Genomic DNA, 23,596 nt, shown 5'->3' on the forward strand with positions numbered 1-23,596 from the left:
AGCCTAGATGCCGCGACCCCTCCGGTGCAGGGCCCCGAGCACGCTTTCGACCTTGACCACGCCGGTCACGGCCGCGAGGGCGATCGCGGCGCGCGGCTCCCGCCAGTTCGAGCGCATCGCCGCCTTCGTCCAGCGCCACGCGTCCCGGCGGTTGCCGGTCGCCGCGGACCAGCAGGCGAGCTGCCCGTACACGCGGCCGGCCCCGGTCGTCGACGCCGCGATCTCGGGGTGGCGGGTCATCATCCAGCGCAGCGAGGCCATCTTCGTCCCGTACTCGTAGGCGAACAGCGACGAGCGCCCCCACAGCACCCGCACCAGCGGGTCGTCGACGTGCACGATCTCGCCGCGCTTGACCGCCCGCAGCAGCAGGTCCCAGTCCTCGTTCTGGCTGCCGGGCGCGTCCTCGGCGACCAGCCCCATCTCGTCGGCGGCGAACGCGGCGCGCCGCACCAGGAACGTCGAGGAGTGCAGCATCGACATCCGCGAGCGGACCAGGTCGTCCAGCCCGACCAGCGAGGCGCCCGCCAGCCGCGGCGTGAGCCGGTCGGCGAACTCCACCTCGATCGCCGACGTGCAGAACTCGGCCTGCGGCCGCTGCTGCAGCGCGTGCACCTGGCGGCGCAGCTTCGTCGGCAGCCACACGTCGTCGTCGTCGCAGAACGCCACCAGGTCGGTGTCGAGCGCGACGATGCCCGTGTTGCGCGCACCGGCCAGCCCGGGCTTGCGCAGGTTGGGCAGCACGTCGAGCGGGCGCTCACCCCCGCGGCACAGGCTCGCGTCCGGGTCGTGCTGGTCGAAGATCACGATGGTGCGTACCGGCCCGGGGTAGTCCTGGGCGACGATCCCGGCCACCGCGCGGCGCAGCAGCTCGGGCCGGTTGCGCGTGGGAATGATGACGCCGACGCTCGGCCAATGCCCGGCCGCGCTCGTTGAGCTTGTGTGGCCGGCGGGCGCGCTCATCGGGCGCCCCGGTAGCCGTATGCGCCGAGCAGGGGGGCGGTCAGCGCGCTCACGACCCGCCGCTGCCGGCCGGGCAGGGACGTGCGCCAGGCGTCGTCGCGGCGCAGGGGCACCGGCCCGACGGTGAAGCGCATCGGGTTGCCGGCGGCGCTGTGACAGGCGCCGAGGGTGGCGGTGTTGCCGGCCAGGAACGGCAGGTCACCCGGCTTTATCTCGATAAATCGCGACAAATCGCGCAGGGTGTCCTCGGGGCGGTCGAGCAGCTCCTCGTACCGCACCCGCTGCACCGGCACCCCGCAGCGGTGCAGTGCCGAGAACGCCACGTTGTGCGCGTTCCACAGGAGGGCCGAGCGGCCGGGGGAGTACCGCGTCATCTCCTCGGCATTGTCGGTCTCCGGCCGCGAGACCTTCTTCGTCCAGGAGTAGGCCACCCCTCGGCTGTCCCGGACCATGTGCACGACGCGCAGGTCGATGCTCGGCGCGAACCGAAGGCAGTAGGCCAGCGCGGCGTGCTTGGAGGAGTCGACGAGCACATCGGCCCCGGAGACGATCGCGGCGGCCTCGTAGAGGCGGGCGTACCAGTCGGCGTACTCCTCGACGAGCAGCCGGTGCGCCGGACTCATCCGCACACTGGCGAGCCGCGGAATGTGCCGCGTGCGCTCGACGGCGTGGCGCAGTGCGAGCACCCGCCACACATCGACGTGCTGCCACCCGCCGAACGCCTTCTCCCCGACGGCCTGCCAGAACCCGCACTCCGAGAAGTGGTCGCCGCACGCGCAGCGCTCGTCGCCGGCGATGTCGCGCTCCCAGAGGTGCACGACCTCCCCGAGCGGTACCACGCCGGGCAGTTCCCCCAGCAGGCGTTCGAGCAGCGTGGTGCCGCTGCGCCCAAGCCCTCCGAGGAACAGAACGCGTACCAAAGCGCCCTCCTTGGTCGTTTTGGTGGATATGCCAGTTTCGCTGGCATCTGGTAGGTCTAACGAGGAATCGCGGACGAACGATGCTGCGCAGCTACTCCCACACCCGTCGAGTACCGGTCGGCGGCCTGCCCATCGACCCGGTAACGGAGTCCGAGGTGGTCACACGCGTCCTCAGCGCCCTGAAGCGGGGCCGGGGCGGCTGGATCGTGACCCCGAACGTGGACATCCTGCGCAAGGTGGCCCGAGACGCCGCCCTGCGAGCCCAACTGAGCGCGGCCGACCTGGTGGTGGCCGACGGCGCCCCCCTGGTCTGGGCGGCGCGCCTGGCGGGCCGGGCGCTACCCGCTCGGGTGCCCGGCTCCGACCTGATCTGGTCGCTGTCGCGGGGCCTGGCGAGCCAGGGCGGCAGCGTCTTCGTGCTGGGCGGCACTCCCGCGGATTCCGCGCAGAAGGACGGCGCTCACCGCGCGGCCGCCCGCCTGGCCGAGGAGTGCCCGGGCCTGCAGATCGCCGGCGCCCACTGCCCCCCGTTCGGCTTCGACCGCAACCGAACCCAGCTACGCGACGTCTGCGCGCGCGTCATCGAGGCCGAACCCCAGATGGTGTACGTCGGCATCGGCTTCCCCCGCCAGGAGCACCTGATCGCGTCCCTGCGCCGGTCCCTGCCCGCGACCTGGTTCCTGGGCTGCGGCGCGGCGGTGAACTTCGTGGCCGGAGACGTTCAGCGAGCCCGCCCGGCGATGCAGAAGGCCGGCCTCGAGTGGCTGGACCGGTTGGCCCGCGAGCCCCGGCGCCTGGCCCGCCGCTATCTCCGCGAGGACGCCCCCTTCGCCGCCGCACTGCTGGCCCGCTCGCTGCACTACCGCCTGACCCGCCGCCCGGCCCACCGAGCCTGATCCCCGTCCTCGCTCAGGACGCGCGCCGCCCGATGCATGCCCGCGCCGCCGTAGACCGGATGTCGCGGGCATGGGCGTCGTGCGGAGACTCGCGCGAACTCGGCTTTGGGCACGGCGATGTCGAGCCGGAAGGCGCCCGGCTCGTCCAGGCCGGAGGCGGGTTCGTCGGGATAGTCCTTCGTCACGATCGTGGCGAACAGCTGCGTCGACGGGAGCAGAACGCAACGCCCCGGCTGATCTCGGGTGACTCGTCGCCGGGCTGCGGCCGCAGGACGATCACGTCCCGACCTTGGATCACGGAGGCTCGACGCCGGCGATGCGAACCCTCATCGCCCCTTGCGCACCGCCGGCGTGGCCCGGCGGGCGGGCTGCTCCGTCCAGCAGGTTCGCGTCTACGCCCCCGCGGCCGTGCGCGACGCGCGAGTCGTGCACCAGCGGCGCCTCGCCGAGTACCGCATCATCCCGCCCCTGCGTGCGCTCATGCCGGTCCTGCGGCAACGAGGGCGAACCTCCGACATCACCGAGGCCCTCCACGCACGAGACGCGAACATCAACGCGCGTCGGCGGCGGGACTCCTGGCGCTGACATCTTCCGCTACGCCCGTGGTCTGCGGCGTCGGGCGGTGGGTCCGGGTGGCAGCGTGCCGGTGTCCGGCAGCGAGTCGTCACCGGGCCGCGGGCCTGTGCTGACGCGGCCGGGCTGATCGCCTGGACCGTCAGCCCCACCGCCGACGCCCGCCGCGACGATGACCTGCGGCACAAGCCGCCGGGCGGGTCGAACAGGAGCCCGCCGACCATGCCCTCGTGACCGCTGGGCAGCGCGCGGACAGTCCCGCGCGAACCGCCGGCACCTGCGTCACCGTGGGATCAAGGCGACCATCCCGGCGCAAGACCGATCAGGACCCAACCCGTGAATAGCGCTACGTGTCGTGGTCACGCGGCGAACACCTCCGGGAGTAGGCCGTGCTGCACCGGGTACACGCCCAACATCCCGACCTGGTGCCCGAGCCGAACGACGCCGACTTGGATGCGCTGCCCGGCACCCCACTGACCGGCGACCTGGACACCGATCAGCAAGCCGCGTTGGCCCGCGTCGCTGCGCCAATGCTGGTCAGCACCGTGCGTCGGCCTACCCGCCCGCCGAGATCCACGCGCTGGTGACCGAGCGCATGGCCGGTCTGGACCTGCCGGGCCCAGCGGGCGAGGCCGCCCGCGCGGCCCGGTCCTTCTTGGCCGGCCTTCGCCTCGGCCCCGCCGGCAACACCGTGCTGGGCCACGCCGACCCGAGCCTCGCCAACTACCTGTGGGACGGGCAGCGGATCCGGATCGTCGACTTCGAAGACGCCTCGACGCGCTGACTGGACCAAGTTCCTCCCCCATGTTCGACGGCGACCGACTACTCGACGCGCGCCGGCTCTACGCCATCCTCTGGCTGCACGCGCTCCGCCCCGGCGGCCCCGCCGAACACCGCAACCCACCCGGCACCCTCGACCAGCAAGCCGAGCGACTCCTCGGCCTGCTTTGATCGACCAGGCCAGGCCAGGCCAGGAAAGGAAAGGAAAGGAAAGGCCATCGACAAGACCGGCCCGCACATTCAAGAAATTGCAGAATCTGCCTCGGCCGGGCGTTCCGATTTACACCTCAAGCGTAACCCGCTCGACCTAATCGATCTCCGGGCCGAACACGCAGAGCAACCGTCGGAAACCCAGTGTCATCGGCCGCGCTCGGCTGCGCGTACGGACTCCATGTACGCCAAGGCCGCCGCCCGCAGCGCCGTCTCCGCGTCCTCCGACGAAGCAGCCACGTCCGCGAACAGCCGGCCGCCCAGGGAAGTGGGCGGTGGCAGGGCAACGTCCAGGTTCGCGCGGGCGACGCGCTGCAGGAGCTTCGCGGCCAGGGCCAGCGCCGGCTGCGACAACGCGACGCCGTCCACGACCGAGCCCCGGGCCTTCTCCGCCTTCTTGATCTGCTCCCAGTTCGCGATGATCTCGTCGATGCCGCCCACCTCCGTGTCCGCGAACACGTGCGGGTTGCGCCGGATCAGTTTGGCTACCAGGTCGCCGGCCACGTCGTCGATCGTGAAGTCCGACGTCTCCTCGGCCAGGCGGGCGTGCAGCACCACCTGCAGGAGCACATCGCCGAGCTCCTCGCGCACGGCGGGCGAATCCCCGGAAGCGATGGCGTCGAAGAGCTCGTAGGACTCCTCCAGCAGGAACGGCGCCAGGCTTTCGTGCGTCTGGGCCCGCTTCCAGGCGTCGCCGTGGGTCGGGTGCATCAGGCGATCCATCACGGTCACCACGTCGAGGAGGCGCGCGCCCGGGGGATCCCACGAGCCGTACACGAGCTCCAAGGCGGCCAGACCGGGTTCGCGGGCCAGGCGGAGGCCCAGCTCCCGGGCCAGGTCCTCGTCGCCGTCCGGCGCGGCCAGCCACACCACGGTGCCGTGGGCGGACACAGCGGTCAGCAAGGTGTCGACGAAGGCGGAGGTCAGCACGGACACCGAGGCGCCCGCGGCCACCAGGGCGTCGGACTGCGGGGTCGCGGCGGCGGTGAACACGGGGTGCGCGCGCACCAGGTCCCAGGCCTCGGCGGTCAGGACGCCCGCCGGCAGCCGGGGGGACGTCACCAGCAGGACCACGCTGCCCGACACCGCCGTCAGCCCTCCTCCGGAAGCATGTCCTTCTCGGAGGGGAACCCTACGTCAAGGTGCTTGCCCTCGAAGACCACGGGCATGACCACCGGGCCGTACCGCGGGTTCACCGACACGTTCGCCGCGTCCAGGGCTCCGGCCAGCCGCTGCTGGGCCGAGAACAGCGGGCCCAGGCTGATCTGGGTCTTGAAGTGGTGCGTGGCCTCGTCGTAGTCGACGTCCGCGTCCGCCCCGCCGGCCTCCCAGAGCCGGTCGGCCTCCTCGTCGGTGAGCGGCCGCGCCTGCTCGGCCGCGGCCACGGACTGCAGGCCGCTCAGGTACTCCGTCCACAGCACCACGTACGGGTCCGACGGCGACATCCCGAAGGTCTCCGCGATCGTGTCGACCGGGGCCGTCCGCGCGCTCAGGCCGCGCTCGGCGATGACCCGCTTGCCGAGGTCGGCGAGCACGATCAGGGACACGACCTCGGTGCCGTTGGTGCGCACGAGCGGCGGCGGCAGGGTGCCCGGGTTCTTCGCGTGGGCCTCGGCGAAGGCGGCGATGCGCCGGTCGGCCTCGTCGTTGACGCTCTTCACGATCGCGTCGACCGAGGCCGCGGAGACCTGGCGCTCGCCGACGTAGACGGCGACGTCCGGCTGGGAACGGCAGGCGGCCAGGGCGGAGCCGGCGGCCAGGGCCAGGGCGACCACGCCGGCGAGGCGACGAACACGCATAGTGCAGCAGCCTCTCACGCAGTGTTGGCCGCGGCCCGGAGCGACGCGGGTTCGCCCAGGACCGTTTTGAGCAGCTCGGCCGCCCAGTCCAGCAGCTGCGTGTCCCGCATCGGCTCGCCGCCGACCCGGCGCGTCGACGGCCGGGGCAGCGAGACCGTGTCGGCCGCGACCTTGTAGACGGCCTCCGGGTAGAGCCGCTTGAGCCGCATCTGCTTGGAGTCCGGCAGCGCGAGCGGCCCGAACCGCACGTGCTTGCCCTGCAGCGACACGTCCGTCAGCCCGTAGGAGCGGGCCAGGAACCGGAAGCGCGCGACGGCCAGGAGGTTCGCGACGGGCAGCGGGGGCTCGCCGTAGCGGTCCTTCATCTCCGCCACGATCTCGTCCAGCGCCACGTCGTCCTTGGCCCCCGCGATCTTGCGGTAGATCTCCAGCCGGAGCCGCTCGGCCGCGATGTATTCCAGCGGCAGGTGCGCGTCGACCGGCAGGTCGATCTTGACGTCCGGCTCCTCCTCCTCGGGCCGCTCGCCCTTGAACTGCTGGACCGCCTCGCCGACCATCCGCACGTACAGGTCGAAGCCCACGCCCTCGATGTGCCCGGACTGCTCGCCACCCAGCAGGTTGCCCGCGCCGCGGATCTCGAGGTCCTTCATCGCCACGTACATACCCGCGCCGAGCTCCGTGTGCTGCGCGATCGTCGCCAGCCGCTCGTGGGCGTGCTCGGTCAGCGGCTTGTCCGGCGGGTAGAGGAAGTAGGCGTAGGCCCGCTCGCGCCCGCGGCCCACCCGGCCGCGGATCTGGTGCAGCTGGGCGAGGCCGAGCAGGTCGGCGCGCTCGACGATCAGGGTGTTGGCGTTGGGGATGTCGATGCCGCTCTCCACGATCGTGGTGCAGACGAGGACGTCGTACTCCTTCTCCCAGAACCCCACCATGATCTTCTCGAGGGCCTCCTCGGTCATCTGGCCGTGCGCGACCGCGACCCGCGCCTCGGGCACCAGCTCCCGCAGCCGCCGCGCCGCCCGCTCGATCGACTCGACGCGGTTGTGCAGGTAGAAGACCTGCCCGTCGCGCAGCAGCTCGCGGTGGATGGCCGCGGCCACCTGCTTGTCGTCCTGGGCGCCGACGAACGTGAGCACCGGGTGGCGCTCCTCCGGCGGGGTGGCGATCGTGGACATCTCGCGGATGCCGGTGATCGCCATCTCCAGGGTGCGCGGGATCGGGGTCGCCGACATGGTGAGCACGTCGACGGAGGCGCGCAGCTGCTTGAGGAACTCCTTGTGCTCCACGCCGAAGCGCTGCTCCTCGTCGACGATCACGAGGCCGAGCTGTTTGAACCGGGTCGCGGTCTGCAGCAGCCGGTGGGTGCCGATGACGATGTCGACGGTGCCGTCGGTGACCTTCTCCATCGTCAGCTTCGTCTCCGTGGGCGTCTGGAACCGCGACAGCTGCCGCACCTCGACCGGGAACTGCGAGACCCGCTCGGAGAACGTGTTGAAGTGCTGCTGGGCCAGCAGCGTCGTGGGGACGAGCACGGCGACCTGCTTGCCGTCCTGCACCGCCTTGAACGCCGCCCGCACCGCGATCTCGGTCTTGCCGTAGCCGACGTCGCCGCAGATCAGGCGGTCCATCGGCACCGCCTTCTCCATGTCGCCCTTGACCTCTTCGATCGCGGCGAGCTGGTCGGGGGTCTCGTGGTAGGGGAAGGCGTCCTCGAGCTCGCGCTGCCACGGCGTGTCGGGGCCGAACGCGTGGCCCTGCGAGTTCTGCCGGACCGCGTAGAGCTGGATGAGCTGGGCGGCGATCTCCCGCACCGCCTTGCGCGCCCGCGACTTGGCCTTCTGCCACTCCGAGCCGCCCATCTTGTGCAGCGTGGGCGCCTCGCCGCCGACGTAGCGCGACAGCTGGTCGAGCTGGTCGGTGGGGACGAAGAGCCGGTCGCCGGGCTGGCCGCGCTTGGACGCCGCGTATTCGATGACGAGGTATTCGCGGTCGGCCCCGTTGACCGTGCGCTGGACCATCTCCACGTAGCGGCCGATGCCGTGCTGCTCGTGCACCACGTAGTCCCCGGCGCGCAGCTCCAGCGGGTCGATCTGGTTGCGCCGGCGGCTGGGCATCTTGCGCATGTCCTTGGTGGACGCGCCCCGGCCGCCGGAGATGTCGGTGCCGGTGATGACCGCGAGCTTGGCGCCCTCGTCGAGGAACCCGAGCTCGAGCGAGCCGGTGGCGACCGTGATGAGGCCGGCGGCGGGCGCGGCCGGGATCGCCTCGGCGAAGGAGACGCCGAGGTCGGAGCCGCGCAGCACCTCGGCGGCGCGCTGGGCGGGCCCGGTGCCCTCGAACACCAGCGCGACCCGCCACCCGTCGCCGGTGAGGCGCTTGAGGTCGTCGACGACCCGGGCGGTCTCGCCGTGGTAGAGCGGCACGGCCTGCGCGGCGAGCGTGATCGAGACGGCGTCGTCCGAGACGGCGACCGCCGGGGCCGCGTCCTGCCAGGGCTCGGCGGGCAGCGCCGAATCGGGCGTCGCGGCGAACGGGCTCAGCGACCACCACGGCTGCCCCAGCGAGGCCGCCGCGGCCCGGACGTCTCCCAGGTGGCGGAAGGCCGCCGCGCCGAGGTCGATCGGCGCCTTGCCGCCCACGGCGGCCGCGGCCCAGCTGGCCTCCAGGAACTCGTCACTGGTGCGCACCAGGTCGTGGGCCCGGGTGCGGATGCGCTCGGGGTCGCAGAGCAGCACGTGCGTGCCCTCGGGCATGCAGTGCAGCACCAGCTCGAGCGAGTCGGTGCCGCCGAGCAGCGCCGGCGCGAGGGACTCCATGCCCTCGACCGGGATGCCCCCGGCGAGCTTGTCGAGCATCTCCGCGAGCTGCGGGTGGTCGGTGGACAGCGCCCGGGCGCGGTCGCGGACCTCGTCGGTGAGCAGCAGCTCCCGGCAGGGCGGGGCGAACAGCCGCTCGACCTTCTCGATGGTGCGCTGGTCGGCGACGGCGAACGAGCGGATCTCCTCGACCTCGTCGCCCCAGAACTCGACCCGCAGCGGGTGCTCCTCGGTCGGCGGGAAGACGTCGAGGATGCCGCCGCGCACCGCGAACTCGCCCCGCTTGGTGACGAGGTCGACGCGGGCGTAGGCCAGCTCGGCCAGGCGCACCGTGAGCGCGTCGAGGTCGGCCGAGCCGCCCTGGCGCAGCTCGATCGGCTCCAGGTCACCCAGGCCCTTGAGCTGCGGCTGGAGCACCGAGCGGACCGGTGCCACGACGACCCGGGGCCGGGGCGCCTCGGCGGTCGGGTGGGCCAGGCGGCGCAGCACCGACAGCCGCCGCCCGACGGTGTCGGAGCGGGGGGAGAGGCGCTCGTGCGGCAGCGTCTCCCACGACGGGTAGACGGCGACCGTGTCCGGCTCCAGCAGGCAGGTCAGCGCCGCGGCCAGGTCCTCGGCCTCGCGCCCGGTGGCCGTGACGGCCAGGACGGGGCGCTCGCCGGCGACGGCGGCCGCGACGAAGGCGCGCAGGGCGGGCGGCCCGGTCAGGTCGACCTGGTCGCTGTGCCCGGCGCGGGCGAGGTCGCGCGCGCGGGCGAGGGCCGGATCGGCGAGGACGGCGTCGGTGAGACCGGCGAGCTTCATGGCGTTTTGCACCCAATCTGCACGGCAAACAGCCCCGCGCCGAGATTCGGGCGGGGGTGGTCGATGCGGGTTCAACCCTATCCGGAGGGTATGACAGAAACCGAGACATGGCTCACCGGAACGGCACGGGCCGACGACGGAGCCGATACGATGCCGATGAAATCGGACAGCGCCGTCCCCGCCCCGAGTCGCCTGAAGCCGACCGCAACTTGGAGGGGACACATGTCCGACGACGCCGCTGACGCCGCCCTGCGGGCGGACATCCGCCGGCTCGGCTCGCTGCTCGGCCAGAGCCTGGTCCGCCAGGACGGCCAGCAGCTGCTCGATCTCGTCGAGGAAGTGCGCGCGCTGGTGCGCACCGACCCGGAGGCGGCCGCCGAGCGGCTGCACGGGCTCGACGTGGTGACGGGCACGCAGTTGGCGCGGGCCTTCTCGACCTACTTCCACCTCGCCAACATCACCGAGCAGGTCCACCGCGCGCGCGAGCTGCGCCGGATTCGCGTCCGCGAGGGCGGCTGGCTCGAACGCGCCGCGAAGCTCATCGCGGACCGCGGCGTGGGCGTGCGCGAGATCGGCCAGATCGCCTCGAAGCTGGCCGTGCGCCCGGTCTTCACCGCGCACCCGACCGAGGCCTCCCGCCGCTCGGTGCTGACCAAGCTGCGCGCCGTGGGCGACGAGCTCGACGCCGAGGCCGTGGCGACCGCGCTGGACGGCTCGCTGGAGCCGGACAAGACCCGCACCGCGCGCACCGACCGGCGCCTGGCCGAGGTGCTCGACCTGCTGTGGCAGACCGACGAGCTGCGCCTGGAGCGCCCGGAGCCCAGCGACGAGGCCCGCAACGCGGTCTACTACCTCGCCGACCTGGCCGAGGGCGCGGCCCCGCAGGTGCTCGACGACCTCTACGAGACGCTGCGCGATCTCGGCGTACAGCTGCCGCCGACCGCCCGCCCGCTGAGCTTCGGCTCGTGGATCGGCGGCGACCGCGACGGCAACCCGTTCGTCACCCCGGCGGTCACCCGGGACGTGCTGCTGATCCAGCACGAGTACGGCATCCGCATGGCCGAGGGCGTCGTCGACACGCTCATCGACGAGATCTCGGTCTCCAAGCGCCTGCGCGGCGTCTCGCTGGACCTCTCGGCGAGCCTCGCGGCCGACCTCGACAACCTCCCGGAGCTGCCGGCCCGCTACCGCCGGGTCAACATGGAGGAGTCGTACCGCCTCAAGCTGCGCTGCATCCGCCTGAAGCTCGGCCACACCCGCCAGCGCCTGGCCACGGGCACGCCGCACAAGCCGGGCCGCGACTACCTCGGCACCGCCGAGCTCATCGCCGACCTCGAGCTCATGCGCGCGTCCCTGGCCCGCAACGGCGGCCAGCTCGCCGCGACCGGCAAGCTGGCCTCGGCGATCCGCACCCTGTCGGCGTTCGGCCTGCAGCTGGCCACGCTGGACGTGCGCGAGCACGCCGACGCCCACCACGAGGTGCTGGCCCAGCTGTACCGCCGCGTCGGCGAGGTCGACTACAACGCCCTGTCCCGCGACTCCCGCCGCCAGCTGCTCATCGACGAGCTCAACGGCCGCCGCCCGCTGGCCACCCGCGACACCGGGCTGTCGGACTCGGCGCGCAAGACGTTCGACGTGTTCGCCGCGATCCGCGAGGTGCAGGAGCGCTTCGGGCCGGAGGTCGTGGAGACGTACATCATCTCGATGACCCAGGGCATCGACGACGTTCTCGCGGCCGTCGTCCTGGCTCGCGAGTGGGGCCTGGTCGAGGTGAGCGCGGGGGCCGGCTTCGGCGGCGCCTCGATCGAGTCGGCCCGGGCCCGGGTGGGCTTCGCCCCGCTGCTGGAGCAGGCCCGCGAGCTCGAGATGGCCGGCGAGATGCTGGACGAGCTGCTGTCGATCCCGGTGTACCGCGCGATCGTGCGCGCCCGCGGTGACGTGCAGGAGGTCATGCTCGGGTACTCCGACTCGAACAAGGACGCCGGCATCACGACGTCGCAGTGGATGATCCACAAGGCCCAGCGCCAGCTGCGCGACGTCGCGGCCCGGCACGGCGTGCGGCTGCGGCTGTTCCACGGCCGGGGCGGCACCGTCGGGCGCGGCGGCGGCCCGACCCACGAGGCGATCCTGGCCCAGCCGTGGGGCACGCTGGACGGCGCGATCAAGGTGACCGAGCAGGGCGAGGTGATCTCGGACAAGTACACCCTGCCCGCCCTGGCCCGCGAGAACCTCGAGCTGACGCTGGCCGCGGTGCTGCAGAGCGCGCTGCTGCACACCGAGCCCCGCCAGCCCGCCGAGTCGCTGGCCCGCTGGGACTCGGCGATGGAGACCGTGTCCTCCGCGGCCTTCGCCAACTACCGGGCGCTGGTGGAGAACCCGGACCTGCCGGCGTACTTCTGGGCGGCCACCCCGACCGAGCTGCTCGGCGCGCTGAACATCGGCTCGCGGCCGGCCAAGCGCCCCAACGCCGACGCGGGCCTGTCGGGCCTGCGGGCGATCCCGTGGGTGTTCGGCTGGACGCAGTCGCGGCAGATCGTGCCGGGCTGGTTCGGCGTGGGCAGCGGTCTCAAGGCGGCGCGCGAGGCCGGCCTCGGCGACGTGCTGCGCGAGATGCACGAGAAGTGGCACTTCTTCGCGACGTTCCTGTCCAACGTGGAGATGATGCTGGTCAAGACCGACCTGGAGATCGCGTCGCGGTACGTCGAGACGCTCGTGCCGGAGCCGCTGCGCCCGATCTTCGAGGTGATCAGCGCGGAGTACGAGCAGACGGTCGCCGAGGTGCTGGCGATCACCGGCGAGACGGCCCTGCTCGACCGCCAGCCGGTGCTGCAGCGCACGCTCGGGGTCCGCGACAGCTACCTCGAGCCGCTGCACCACCTGCAGGTCACGCTGCTGGGGCAGTACCGCGACAGCAAGTCGGCCGACGCGAGTGCCTGGCCCGGCGGCCGGCGCTCGTCGCCGGACCCGGCCCTGGAGCGCGCGCTGCTGACCACGATCAACGGCATCGCGGCCGGCATGCGCAACACCGGCTGAGCCCCGGGACCGTTCCTATGGCAGGCTTGCGAGGTGTCTGTGAACGGTTGGGGTGTCGAGGGTTTCACGTTGCCGGATGACGTCCTGCGGGACGCCCCGACCTATACCCCCAAACCGTCCGAACTCGCGGACCTGGAGCTGCTCGTGTCGGGGGCCTATGCGCCCCTGACCGGGTTCCTCGGCTCGGCCGACCTGATCGCGCTGCGCCGCACCGGCCGGCTGGCCGACGGCACCGCCTGGCCGGTGCCGGTCACGCTCGAACTGCCCCGCACCCTCGCGGAGCAGTTCGACGTGACCGACCCGGCGCGGCGGGTGCTGATCCTCGCCGATCTGGAGGGCGCCCCGGTCGCGGCCCTGGACGTGCAGGAGGTCTACCCGGCCCGCAAGACCACGGCCGGCGTGGCCGGCCGGGTCCGGCGGCTCGGCGACGGCGGCCACGGGGCGTTCCGGCGGATGCGGCGCACCCCGGCGGAGGTCAGGGGCTCCCTGCCGCCCGGGCGGATCCTCGGGGTCATCGCCGACCGGCCGCTGCACCGCCCGCAGCTGGCCCAGATCGCGCGCGCGGCCCGCACCCTGGCCGCGCACCTGGTGGTCCTCGTCCCGGTCGACGGCCCCGGCCCGGACGGCCTGGCCCCGGAGGCCCTGGTCCGCTGCGTGCTGGCCGCCCGCGACCGCATGCCGGCCTCGACGATCGTGGCCCTGCCGCTGCCCAACCACGACGGCGACGACATCCGCGACGCGATGCTGCGCACGCGGGTCGCCGCGTCCTACGGCGTGACCCACCTGCTGGCCTCGAGCGAGTCGATGCTCTCCGGCGGCGGCCTGCGCGTGCTGGTCCCGCGCGAGCTCGCCTACGACGGCCGCGACGGCCAGTGGCGCTCCCTGGACGACATCCCGCCGCGGCACCGCCGCCTGCCGCTCACCTTCGCCGAGATCGACGACTTCCTCGACCGGGGCACGATCCTGCCGGAGTGGCACACCCCGCCGGCCGTCGCCCGCGAGCTGGTCCGCGCCCGCCCGCCCCGCCGCCAGCGCGGCCTGGTCGTCTTCTTCACCGGCCTGTCGGGCAGCGGCAAGTCCACGATGGCCACCGGCCTCGCGGACGTGCTGCTGGAGACCGGGGAGCGGACGATCACCCTGCTCGACGGCGACATCGTGCGCCGGCACCTGTCGGCGGGCCTGGGCTTCTCGGCCGAGGACCGCGACACGAACATCCGCCGCATCGGCTGGGTGGCCGCCGAGACGGCCCGGCACGGGGGCGTGGCCATCTGCTGCCCGATCGCCCCCTACCGCGACGCCCGGGCCGCGGCCCGGCAGTTCGCGCACAACGCGGGCGCCGACTTCGTGCTGGTGCACGTGGCGACGCCGCTGGCCGAGTGCGAGCGGCGGGACCGCAAGGGGCTGTATGCGAAGGCGCGGGCCGGCCTCATCAAGGGCATGACGGGCATCGACGACCCGTATGAGGATCCCCTGGACGCCGAGCTGACGATCGACACGACCGACCTGTCCCAGGGCGAGGCGGTCACGACGGTCCTGCGCTACCTGGGCAGCAACGGCTGGCTGGACCCGAGGCCCATTCCTTAGGACATTCCTTGCTCGGGTCCGCGGTGGTCCGGACCGTCGCTCATTGGTAGAACTGGTGCTGCCCGGCTCTTGGTGGGGTTGGGTGGCACCTGGGCCGCTAGGTCACTGCCAACCGTTGCCGCCCCCGGTGTGAGGGCTTGCGGGAGTTTCTGCGGGGTTTGGCGGTCCGGGGCATCCCGACTGGCAACAGGGCTACTGCGCCGTGGAGAGCGCCCGTCAATGAGCGTCCGGCAGTGATGTCCCGAACCACCAGGTGCGCCTTCCACTGATCTGTGCAGCGGTTGGAGCGGTGTTGAGTGTGACAGGTGAGCGGTTCGCGGGTATCGACTGGGCTGAGGACTCCCACGCGATATGCGTGATCGACGGGGCTGGGGAGCCGGTCGAGCGGCTGGTCGTGGGCCATTCGAAGGCCGGGATCGGGAAAGCGGTGGCGGTCCTGGTCCGTCACGGGGTGGCCGGGGTCGGGATCGAACGGCCGGACGGGCCGCTGGTTGCGGGGTTGCTCGCGGCGGGCCTGGAGGTGTTCGTGGTGCCGCCGTCGCAGGTCAAGAGCTTGCGGGGCCGGTATGGGTCGGCGGGACACAAGGATGACCGGTTCGATGCCTATGTGCTGGCTGACACGGTGCGCACGGACCGGCGCCGGCTGACGCCGTTGCGGCCCGACACGGCCGCGACGACCAGCCTCCGCACGCTGGTGCGGGCCCGGGCGGACCTGGTCGGGCATCGGGTCGGCATGGTCAACCAGCTGCGGGCGCATCTGCTGAGCGTGCTGCCCGGGGCGGTCGGGTTGTTCTGTGAGCTGACCTCGCCGATCAGCCGGGCGTTCCTGACCGCGTTCGGCACCCAGGACGCGGTCGACGCGCTCACCCTGGACACGCTGACCGCCTGGCTGGCCGGGCAACGCTACCGCCGCATCAAACCCGGCGTTCTCCTCGCCCGGCTGCACGACGCCCCGGCCGGGGTGACCGGCCCCGCCGGGCAGGCCCTGGCCGGGGTCACCACCGCCTACCTCACCGCCGTGACCGCCCTGATCGACCAGATCACCGCACTCGAGGACCAGATCGCCGACGCCCTGGCCGCGCACCCGGACGGGCCGATCTTCACCTCACTGCCCCGGGCGGGGACGGTCCGCGCGGCACGGCTGCTCGCCGAGATCGGCGACGCCCGCGGGCGTTACCCAAACCCGGCAGCACTGGCCGGCCTGGCCGGCGTCACCCCATCAACCCGCCAATCCGGCAAGGTCACCATCATCGCGTTCCGGTGGGCTGTGAACAAACAACTCCGCGGCGCGGTCTGCGACTTCGCCGCCGACTCCCGCCACACCAACCCCTGGGCCGCCCACCTCTACCAGCAGGCACGAGCCCGCGGCCACCGCCACCCACACGCCGTCAGAATCCTCGCCCGCGCCTGGCTCGGCATCATCTGGAAATGCTGGACCACCAACACCCCCTACAACCCCGACCAGCACAACGCCCTGCAAAAAGTCCTCACCCAAACCCCTTGACCCCACAGGGCACTCCCGCCAGAAATCCCGGCCTCCGTGGTAGCAAGACCAGGCTCGGCGCGTTGAACTCAGTAGCGAGCACGGGTGAACTCGCGCCGACACGGACCAATCGGCCATTACGAACATAGCGGTCACGGCGTTAAGGGCTGGAGAACCTGACGCCGAAGGGGCCGCCGTTCAATGGACGCCACACGCCTGCACAACGCCGAAGCCGCAACCGACTCCTCCGGCGTCGATCTGCTCGGCATGGCCCGGCGCCATTGGTGGCTGGTGCTGGTGCTCGTGCTGGTCGGCCTGGCCGGCGCCGTGCAGTTCACCTCGATGCAGACCAAGGTCTACGAGTCCTCGACGTCGGTCCTCGTCTCGCCGATCGGCAACGGGCAGGACGCGAACTCGACCAGCGGCCGCACCAAGGGCGACATCAACCTCGACAACGAGGCCCAGCTCGTCGCCAGCACCACGGTCGCCACCGACGCCGCCGCGCTCATGCGCTCCACCACCCCGCCCGACACGCTCGCGGCGAGCGTGCGCGTCGAGGTCCCGCCGAACACGACCTTCCTGGTGATCACGTTCTCGGCGAGCACCGCCGAGCAGGCCCAGGCCGGCTCGCACGCGTTCGCCGAGGCCTACCTGCGCAACCGCGAGGAGTCCGCCAAGGCCGACGTCGCCGGCCGCATCGCGATCCTCAACGACAAGATCAACCAGCTCAACACCGGGCTGACCCAGATCAACAACAAGCTCGCCACGCTCAAGCCGTCGGACCCCAACCGGCCCAACCTCGAGAGCCAGCGCAGCACCGCCACCGCGCAGATCAACACCCTCGCCGGCCAGCTCAACCAGCTGCTCACCACGACCGTGAGCGCCGGCAAGATCACCCGCGACGCCGACCTGCCCAGCGCCCCGGTCAAGCCCAACCGCCTGCTCAACCTGGCCAGCGGCGCGGCCGCCGGCCTGCTGCTCGGCGTCGGCGCGGCCATGCTCCGCGAGCGGCTCGACCAGCGCGTCCGCCGCGCCTCCGACCTGCCCCGCCGCGTCGACGTCGCCGTGCTCGCCAGCGTCCCGGGCCGGGTCAAGCCGCGCCTCGACGACGTGTTCGCGCCCTTCGGGGCCGGCGGGCGCATCTTCAACCGGCTGCGCAACGAGGTCCTCGCGAGCATCCCGGCCCCGGCCGGCGGCGACGCCCGCGTCGCGCTCGCGGGCCAGGTCGTGGTCGTCGCCGGGGCGAGCCGGGGCGCCGCCTCGACCGTGGTCGCGGCCAACCTCGCCGCCGCGTTCGCCCGCACCGGCGCCGAGACCGTGCTCGTCTGCGCCCACCTCCCCGACAGCATGGTCGACACCACCTCGGTGAACCGGATGCTCGGCGTGCGCGCGGTGCCCGGCCTCTCCGACGTGCTCGCCGGCCGCTTCTCGCTCAGCAGCGCCACCCAGCGCGCCCCGCGCCACCCGAACCTCAGCGTCGTGACGACCGGCGGCACCGCCAGCGCCGGCGGGCTGCTGCAGTCGCAGGCGCTGCGGGACACCCTGGCCACGCTGCGGGAGCGGGCCGCCTACGTCGTGGTCGAGGCCCCGTCCACCGCCACCAGCGCCGACGCGCAGAGCCTGGCCGCCCTCGCCGACGCCGCCATCGTCGCGGTCGAGGTGCGCCGCACCCGCAACACCGAGATCGCCGACGCCGCCGACCAGCTGCGCCGGGTCGGCACCCCGCTGCTCGGCGCCGTGGTGCTGCCCAAGCTCGCCGCCCCGCGCGGCGGCGACGAGCGCGACACCGCCGCGGTCACGCCCACCATGGCCGACGACATGACCACGGTGCTGGAGAAGCTCCCGGCCAAGGAGGAGAAGGAGGAGCCGGTGGTCGCCAAGCGCATCCGCACGGCCCCGGCCGCGGCCCCGTCGTCCACGGCCCCCGCGACCCCCGCACCGCCCACCGTGAACAAGGCCAAGACGGTCCCGCCGACGCGGCAGACCCGCACCATCTCGGTCACCCGCATCTCGGCCGAGGCCCCCAGCGAGAACGGTGCCGACAAGCGCCGATGACGACCCTGACGAGCCACCCCTCCGCCGAAGCCGGCCTCGGCGCGCCGTCCCGGCCCCGCAAACCGGTCCACCGGCTCGCCGCCTGGCCCGTGACCGGGATCCTCCTGCTGTACCCCCTGTGGTGGGCCCTGGGCCTCGGCGTCCTCATCTTCTTCCTCGCCGCGGTGCCGATGGCGTGGTCGCTGATCCGCCACCGCGCGGCCGGCCACGTGGTGAAGCTGCCGCCCGGGTTCCTGCTGTGGCTGCTGTTCCTGGCCACCGTCGGCTTCGGGCTGTTCACCCTCGGCGCCGACCCCGCCGGGACCGTCCCCGGCACGTGGTCGAGCCGCTCGGTGTCCTACGCCTTCCGCCTCGGCGGCTACGGCGCACTCACCGTGCTGCTGATCTACGCCGGCAACCTCGAGCGCCGGGTGCTCACGCAGGAGCGCTTCGTGCGCCTGCTCGCCTGGCTGTTCGCGGTCACGGTGGCCGGCGGCGTGCTCGGCATGGCCGCGCCCCGCTTCGAGTTCACCGCGCCGTTCGAGCTGCTGCTGCCGGCGCACGTGCGCCACGACGGGTTCGTGCAGTCGCTGGTGCACCCGACCGCGGCCCAGATCATGAACCTGCTCGGCGGGGAGACGCCGCGGCCGGGGGCGCCGTGGGGGTACACGAACACCTGGGGCAACAACGTGTGCCTCCTGGTGGGCTGGCTCACCGTGGCGGGCTTCTGCCTGGCCCGCCGCCGGCGCACCAAGATCGCCGCGGCCGCGACGCTGCTCGTCGCCGTCGTGCCGATCGTGTACTCGCTCAACCGCGGCCTGTGGATCGGCCTCGGCGTGATGGCCGTCTACGTGGCCGTGCGGCTCGCGCTCAAGGGCCGCGTGGCCGCGCTCGGCCTCGTCGCGGTCGTCACCGTCGGCCTGGCCGTGGCGCTCGCGGTCACCCCGCTCGGCGACGTGGTCAACGCGCGCGTCGACGACGGCAAGTCCAACGGCGTGCGGATGTACACCACCCAGAAGGCCCTCACCGGCATGTGGGAGTCGCCGCTGATCGGCTTCGGCTCGACCCGCAGCACCATCGGCGGGCGCAACTCGATCGCGGTGGGCGAGAGCAGCAGCTGCGCGCGCTGCGGCAACTTCACCATCGGCGGCAACGGCCAGCTGTGGCAGCTGCTCTACGCGCACGGGCTGCTCGGCACCTTGTCGTACATCGGCTTCTTCCTGGCCGGCCTGTGGCGGTTCCGGCGCGACGCGAGCCCGATCGGCCTCGCCGGCAGTGCCGCGCTCGTGTCCGGCTTCGCGGCGATGCTCTGGTACAACGCCCTGGTCACCCCGCTGGCCCTGACGTTCCTGGCGTACGCCGTCCTGTGGCGCAACCAGCAGAAGGGTTTCAGCGAGCGATGAGTCCGATGAAGACCGCGCCGGCCGCACTGCGGGCCGGCGACGAACAGCTGCGCGCCCAGTACATCGAGGAGGTCCTGGGCCTGCTGTACCCCGGCAACGGCGAGCGGCCGGTCGAGTACCTCGTGATCCCCAACGCGCGCAAGCCGCGCCTGCTGGTGCCGGCCGACGATCGGCGGGTGGCCGCCGCGGCCGTGCGCCGCTACGCGGAGCCGCAGTCGCGCCTGGCCCGGCTCAAGCGCGACGCCGTCGTGGCCGCCCTGCGCACCGGCCTGTCCGGGCTGCTGCTGCGCGACCGGCTGACGCTGAGCCCGGCCGAGGACACCATCGACACCTACCTCGGCCGCCACCTCGGCGACGGCCTGCGCCTGAGCGTCCACATCGGACCCGCGCGGGCCAACCGCAAGCCGGTGCTGCAGCTGCTCGACGGCGACGGGCGCACCCTCGCCTTCGCCAAGCTCGGCACCTCGGCGCTGACCCGCGAGCTGGTGCGGGCCGAGGCCGCCGCGCTGAGCACCGTCGGCGCGGCCGGACTGACCCAGACCCGCGTGCCGGACGTGCTGCACGCCGGGCAGTGGGGCGAGCACGAGGTGCTCGTGCAGTCCGCGCTGCCGGTGTGGCAGCCGCGGGTGGCCCTGACCGCGCCGCGGCTCGCGGGCGCCATGCTCGAGGTGGCGCGCTGCTGCGGCACGAGCCACGGCCGCCTCGACGGCAGCGGCTACTGGAACCGGCTGCGCGCGCGGCTCGACGCGGTCGCCGACCACGCCGAGGGCGCCGCCCTGCGCACGGCCGCGGAGCGCGTCGCGCGCGCCGCCGGCGACGTGGAGCTGCACTTCGGCTCGTGGCACGGGGACTGGTCGCCGTGGAACATGGCCGCCGTCGCCGACGGGGTGCTGGTCTGGGACTGGGAGCGGTTCACCCCGGGCGTGCCGATCGGCTACGACGGGCTGCACCACGCCCTCCAGCTCGGCATCGGCCGCTCGCCCTCGGCGGGACAGGCCGTCAACGAGCTCGTCGCGGCCGCGCCCGACCTGCTGCTGCCCTTCGGCGTGGTGCACCGCCAGGCGGTCGAGGTGACCGCGCTGCTGTACCTCATCGACCTGGCCACCCGGTACGTCACCGACCGGCAGGCGGAGGCCGGCGCCCGGCTGGGCGTGCTCGGCAGCTGGCTGCTGCCCGTCCTCGTCGCGCGAGTGGAGGCGCTGTAACCATGCCCGTGCAGGTACCCGAGACGATGAAGCGCATCGTCCACTTCGGATCCCGCAACTACGGCCAGCTCACCGCCGGGCGGCGGATGCTGCCGCAGTTCCTCATCTGCGGCGGGCAGCGCTGCGGCACCACCTCGCTCTACCGGGCACTGGCCGCGCACCCCGCGGTCATCAAGGCGGTGCTGCACAAGGGCGTGCACTACTTCGACGTCGGCTACCACAACGGCCTGCGCTGGTACCGCGGCCACTTCCCGCTGCAGCGGCGGGCCGAGCGGGTGCGGGCCGAGTTCGGCGTGCCCGCGCAGACCTTCGAGTCCAGCCCGTACTACATGTACCACCCGCACGCGCTCACCCGGATCGCCGCCGACCTGCCCGGCGTCCGCCTCGTCGTGCTCGTGCGCGACCCGGTCGAGCGGGCCTACTCGCAGCACGCCCACGAGGTCGCCCGCGGCTTCGAGCCCGAGGTCGAGTTCGGCCGCGCGCTCGAGCTGGAGGAGCAGCGGCTGGCCGGCGAGCGCGAGAAGCTGCTGCGGGACCCGTTCGCCTACAGCTTCGCCCACCAGCACCACGCCTACCGGGCCCGCGGCGAGTACATCGAGTACCTCGAGCCGATGGCCCGCCTCCTCGGCCGCGACCGCATCCACGTGGTGGACAGCGGCGAGTTCTTCACCCGGCCCGAGCCCGTCTACGACGCCGTCGTGGACTTCCTCGACCTGCCGCACGTGAACACCTACCCGAAGTTCGAGCGGCACAACGCCCGCCCGCGCAACCGCCTCGACGACTCGATCGCCCAGCGGCTGGCCGAGCACTACGCGCCCTACGACGAGCGGCTGGCGAACTTCCTCGGGTACAAACCCTCCTGGATGCCATCGTGACGGCAACGCTGGAGCGGCCGGCTTTGGAGTCGCCCGGCGGGATGCTGCGCGGCGCGGCCCGCGGCGGGATCGCCAACCTGGCCGGCACCGCCTGCACCGGGCTGGCCGGGGTCGGGGTCACCTGGCTGGCCGCCCGGGCCCTCGACCCGCACGCGGCGGGCGCGTTCTTCGCCGCCACGGCCACCTTCGGCCTCGGCGTGACCTTCGCCAAGCTCGGCGTGCAGACGTCGCTGGTCTACTGGCCGGCCCGGATGCGCGCGGTCGGCGACCTGTCCCGCTTCGGCGAGTGCCTGCGCATCGCGCTGCTGCCGGTGGCGGTCGCCGCCGTGTGCATCGCGGGCGGGCTGTGGTTCGCGGCCGACCTGCTGCCGGGCCGGCCCGACCTGGTGCGGGCGCTGGCGCTGTTCCTGCCTGCGGCCGCGTTCACCGACGTGCTGCTGTCCACCACCCGCGGGCTGCGGGCCATGCGCCCCACGGTGCTGCTGGACCGGGTCGTGCGCCCGGCCGCGCAGCTCGTGCTGCTGGTGCTGGTCTGGGCCGCGGGCTGGGGCGAGCAGCTGTTCGCCGCGTTCTGGGCGCTGCCGTACATCCCGACGGCGCTGCTGGCGGGGTACGCGCTCAAGCGCCTCCGGATCGGGCTGGACCCGGACCGGAAGGAGGCCTCGGACTTCACCCCGAAGCGGTTCTGGTTCTTCACCGCCCCCCGCGCGGTGGCGAGCTTCGCCCAGATGGCGCTGCAGCGCGTCGACGTGCTCATGGTCGCGGCGCTGGCCGGGCTCGCCCCGGCCGCCATGTACGCGGTCGCCGGCCGGTTCGTCATCCTCGGCCAGTTCGTGAACCAGGGCGTGTCCCAGTCCGTGCAGCCGCGGCTCGCCGAGCGCCTGGCGGTCCGGGACACCGTGGGCGCCAACCTGCTCTACCGGCAGGCCACCGCGTGGGTGGTGCTGTGCTGCTGGCCCTTGTACCTGCTGGTGTTCACCTACGCCCCCCTGTACCTGAGCCTCTTCGGCGACCACTACGAGGACGGCGGCGTCGGGGTCGTGCGCGTGCTCGCCGCCGCGATGCTGGTCGCCACCGCCTGCGGCATGGTCGACGTGGTGCTGGCGATGGCCGGGCGCACCTGGTGGAACCTGGCCAACGTCGGGCTCGCCCTCGTCGTGATGCTCGCCGCCGACTCGCTGCTCATCCCCCGCAGCGGCGCGCTCGGCGCCTCCGTGGGCCTGGCGGCCGCGGTGCTCGTGAACAACCTGGTCCCGCTCGTGCAGGTGGTGCGCGGGCTCGGACTGCACCCCTTCGGCCGGGCCACGCTGCTCGCCGCCGCCATGGCGACCGTGTGCTTCGCGGTGCCGCAGCTCGCGCTGTGGCCGCTGCACCCCGGACTGATCGTGAAATTCGCCGCCACGGGGGCGGGTGCCGTCGCGTACTGCTACGCGGCGGTGCGCATGAAAAGGGTTCTGATGCAGGGGGAGCGATGAGAACGGACTACGCGGAGGTCTTCCAGTCGGAGGCGGCGGTCGACAAGTACGAGCGGGTGGTGTACGCGCCGGAGACCTACGCCACGGCGGTGAGCGGGCGCCAGCGGGCCTTCCTGCGCCGGCTGGTGCGGCGGGAGTTCACGGCGCGGCGACCCGTTCAGCACGACTTCGCCTGCGGCACCGGCCGGGCCATCAAGCTGCTGCACGGGGTGGTGCGGGCCGCGCACGGCTACGACACCTCGGAGCAGATGCTGACCAAGGCCCGGGAGGCGGGCGTCTACGCGAAGCTGCACCAGGTGAGCGAGGAGGGGCCGCTGCCGGAGCCGGCGACGGTCGACGGGCCGGCCCTGGTGACCGTGTTCCGGCTGCTGCTCAACGCCCCGAAGGACGTGCGTGACCGGGCGATCGCGTTCGCCGCCCGGATCCTGCCCGAGGCCGACTCGGGGCTGCTGGTGGTGGAGAACCACGGCAACCGCTCGTCGCTGCGCCACCTGCGCCACCGGCGGCACCGCGGCAACGCCTGGTTCGCCGAGCTGCAGCACGGGGAGGTCGAGCAGCTGCTGGCCCGCCACGGCTTCGAGGTCATCGACCGGCGCGGCTTCGCGGTGTTCCCGGCCGGCGCGTACCGCCGCGAGTGGCTGCGCCCGATGGCCCGCAAGGCCGACGACCTCGCCACCCGCTCGCGCAGTCTCTCCGGGGTGGCCACGGACGTTCTCTATGTAGCCAGGCGCATTCCGAAGTAGGAGAGC

At 73.0% G+C, this 23,596-nt stretch carries 19 protein-coding genes; 13 read left to right on the forward strand and 6 right to left on the reverse strand.

What is annotated here, in order from left to right; all coding sequences use genetic code 11:
• Positions 1 to 3 precede the first annotated feature (3 nt).
• Positions 4 to 960 carry a glycosyltransferase family 2 protein gene (locus AC6JBM_RS48025; RefSeq protein WP_497980262.1) on the reverse strand — a complete coding sequence of 319 codons (957 nt, stop codon included), beginning with the start codon at positions 958 to 960 and terminating at the stop codon, positions 4 to 6.
• The gene (locus AC6JBM_RS48030) at positions 957 to 1,880 is read right to left on the reverse strand and encodes a sulfotransferase (RefSeq protein ID WP_497980263.1); all 924 of its coding nucleotides are present in this window, start codon (positions 1,878 to 1,880) and stop codon (positions 957 to 959) included. The genes AC6JBM_RS48025 and AC6JBM_RS48030 overlap by 4 nt, the downstream gene beginning before the upstream one ends.
• 80 nt (positions 1,881 to 1,960) lie before the next feature.
• Between AC6JBM_RS48030 and AC6JBM_RS48035 the strand changes: the two genes are divergently transcribed.
• Positions 1,961 to 2,776: a WecB/TagA/CpsF family glycosyltransferase gene (locus AC6JBM_RS48035; RefSeq protein WP_497980264.1), complete on the forward strand. Its 816-nt coding sequence runs from the start codon at positions 1,961 to 1,963 to the stop codon at positions 2,774 to 2,776.
• On the opposite strand, the gene AC6JBM_RS48040 is transcribed toward AC6JBM_RS48035, so the two are convergent.
• Complete coding sequence (locus AC6JBM_RS48040; RefSeq protein ID WP_497986703.1) at positions 2,740 to 2,994, reverse strand: DUF6194 family protein; 255 nt, start codon at positions 2,992 to 2,994, stop codon at positions 2,740 to 2,742. The two genes, AC6JBM_RS48035 and AC6JBM_RS48040, sit on opposite strands and share 37 nt — an antisense overlap.
• 118 nt (positions 2,995 to 3,112) lie before the next feature.
• On the opposite strand from AC6JBM_RS48040, the gene AC6JBM_RS48045 reads away from it, so the two are divergent.
• From AC6JBM_RS48045 to AC6JBM_RS48055, 3 genes are all read left to right on the forward strand, one after another.
• The gene (locus AC6JBM_RS48045; protein WP_497980265.1) at positions 3,113 to 3,361 is read left to right on the forward strand and encodes a MerR family transcriptional regulator; all 249 of its coding nucleotides are present in this window, start codon (positions 3,113 to 3,115) and stop codon (positions 3,359 to 3,361) included.
• A 343-nt stretch (positions 3,362 to 3,704) separates the two neighbouring features.
• Complete coding sequence (locus AC6JBM_RS48050; protein ID WP_497980266.1) at positions 3,705 to 4,133, forward strand: phosphotransferase; 429 nt, start codon at positions 3,705 to 3,707, stop codon at positions 4,131 to 4,133.
• A 20-nt stretch (positions 4,134 to 4,153) separates the two neighbouring features.
• Entirely contained in the window at positions 4,154 to 4,300 is a 147-nt protein-coding gene (locus tag AC6JBM_RS48055) for a hypothetical protein (RefSeq protein ID WP_497980267.1), read from the forward strand.
• A gap of 186 nt (positions 4,301 to 4,486) precedes the next feature.
• Here AC6JBM_RS48055 and AC6JBM_RS48060 read toward each other — a convergent pair whose 3' ends face one another.
• The 3 genes from AC6JBM_RS48060 to mfd are packed head-to-tail and all read right to left on the reverse strand — an operon-like array spanning position 4,487 to position 9,755.
• A complete protein-coding gene (locus AC6JBM_RS48060; protein ID WP_497980268.1) occupies positions 4,487 to 5,425 on the reverse strand; it encodes a nucleoside triphosphate pyrophosphohydrolase in 939 nt (312 codons plus the stop codon).
• A 5-nt stretch (positions 5,426 to 5,430) separates the two neighbouring features.
• Complete coding sequence (locus tag AC6JBM_RS48065) at positions 5,431 to 6,138, reverse strand: hypothetical protein (RefSeq protein WP_497980269.1); 708 nt, start codon at positions 6,136 to 6,138, stop codon at positions 5,431 to 5,433.
• 14 nt (positions 6,139 to 6,152) lie between these two features.
• Positions 6,153 to 9,755 carry a transcription-repair coupling factor gene (gene mfd / locus AC6JBM_RS48070; protein WP_497980270.1) on the reverse strand — a complete coding sequence of 1,201 codons (3,603 nt, stop codon included), beginning with the start codon at positions 9,753 to 9,755 and terminating at the stop codon, positions 6,153 to 6,155.
• Between the two features lie 222 nt (positions 9,756 to 9,977).
• On the opposite strand from mfd, the gene ppc reads away from it, so the two are divergent.
• From ppc to AC6JBM_RS48115, 9 genes are all read left to right on the forward strand, one after another.
• Positions 9,978 to 12,788, forward strand: a complete 2,811-nt coding sequence (gene ppc, locus AC6JBM_RS48075) for a phosphoenolpyruvate carboxylase (protein WP_497980271.1) — start codon at positions 9,978 to 9,980, stop codon at positions 12,786 to 12,788.
• Positions 12,789 to 12,857: 69 nt separating this feature from the next.
• Positions 12,858 to 14,372, forward strand: a complete 1,515-nt coding sequence (cysC, locus tag AC6JBM_RS48080; protein ID WP_350611971.1) for an adenylyl-sulfate kinase — start codon at positions 12,858 to 12,860, stop codon at positions 14,370 to 14,372.
• A 298-nt stretch (positions 14,373 to 14,670) separates the two neighbouring features.
• A complete protein-coding gene (locus tag AC6JBM_RS48085; protein WP_497980272.1) occupies positions 14,671 to 15,876 on the forward strand; it encodes an IS110 family RNA-guided transposase in 1,206 nt (401 codons plus the stop codon).
• Positions 15,877 to 16,056: 180 nt separating this feature from the next.
• On the forward strand, positions 16,057 to 17,910 hold the full coding sequence (locus AC6JBM_RS48090) for a Wzz/FepE/Etk N-terminal domain-containing protein (RefSeq protein WP_497980273.1): 1,854 nt from the start codon (positions 16,057 to 16,059) through the stop codon (positions 17,908 to 17,910).
• Positions 17,907 to 19,292, forward strand: a complete 1,386-nt coding sequence (locus tag AC6JBM_RS48095; RefSeq protein ID WP_497980274.1) for an O-antigen ligase family protein — start codon at positions 17,907 to 17,909, stop codon at positions 19,290 to 19,292. The genes AC6JBM_RS48090 and AC6JBM_RS48095 overlap by 4 nt, the downstream gene beginning before the upstream one ends.
• The gene (locus AC6JBM_RS48100) at positions 19,289 to 20,497 is read left to right on the forward strand and encodes a hypothetical protein (RefSeq protein WP_497980275.1); all 1,209 of its coding nucleotides are present in this window, start codon (positions 19,289 to 19,291) and stop codon (positions 20,495 to 20,497) included. The genes AC6JBM_RS48095 and AC6JBM_RS48100 overlap by 4 nt, the downstream gene beginning before the upstream one ends.
• 2 nt (positions 20,498 to 20,499) lie before the next feature.
• Positions 20,500 to 21,372 carry a sulfotransferase domain-containing protein gene (locus tag AC6JBM_RS48105; protein WP_497980276.1) on the forward strand — a complete coding sequence of 291 codons (873 nt, stop codon included), beginning with the start codon at positions 20,500 to 20,502 and terminating at the stop codon, positions 21,370 to 21,372.
• A complete protein-coding gene (locus AC6JBM_RS48110; RefSeq protein WP_497980277.1) occupies positions 21,369 to 22,847 on the forward strand; it encodes a lipopolysaccharide biosynthesis protein in 1,479 nt (492 codons plus the stop codon). The genes AC6JBM_RS48105 and AC6JBM_RS48110 overlap by 4 nt, the downstream gene beginning before the upstream one ends.
• Complete coding sequence (locus AC6JBM_RS48115) at positions 22,844 to 23,590, forward strand: methyltransferase domain-containing protein (RefSeq protein WP_497980278.1); 747 nt, start codon at positions 22,844 to 22,846, stop codon at positions 23,588 to 23,590. The genes AC6JBM_RS48110 and AC6JBM_RS48115 overlap by 4 nt, the downstream gene beginning before the upstream one ends.
• Positions 23,591 to 23,596: the final 6 nt, after the last annotated feature.

This window comes from Dactylosporangium thailandense, from assembly GCF_059739745.1.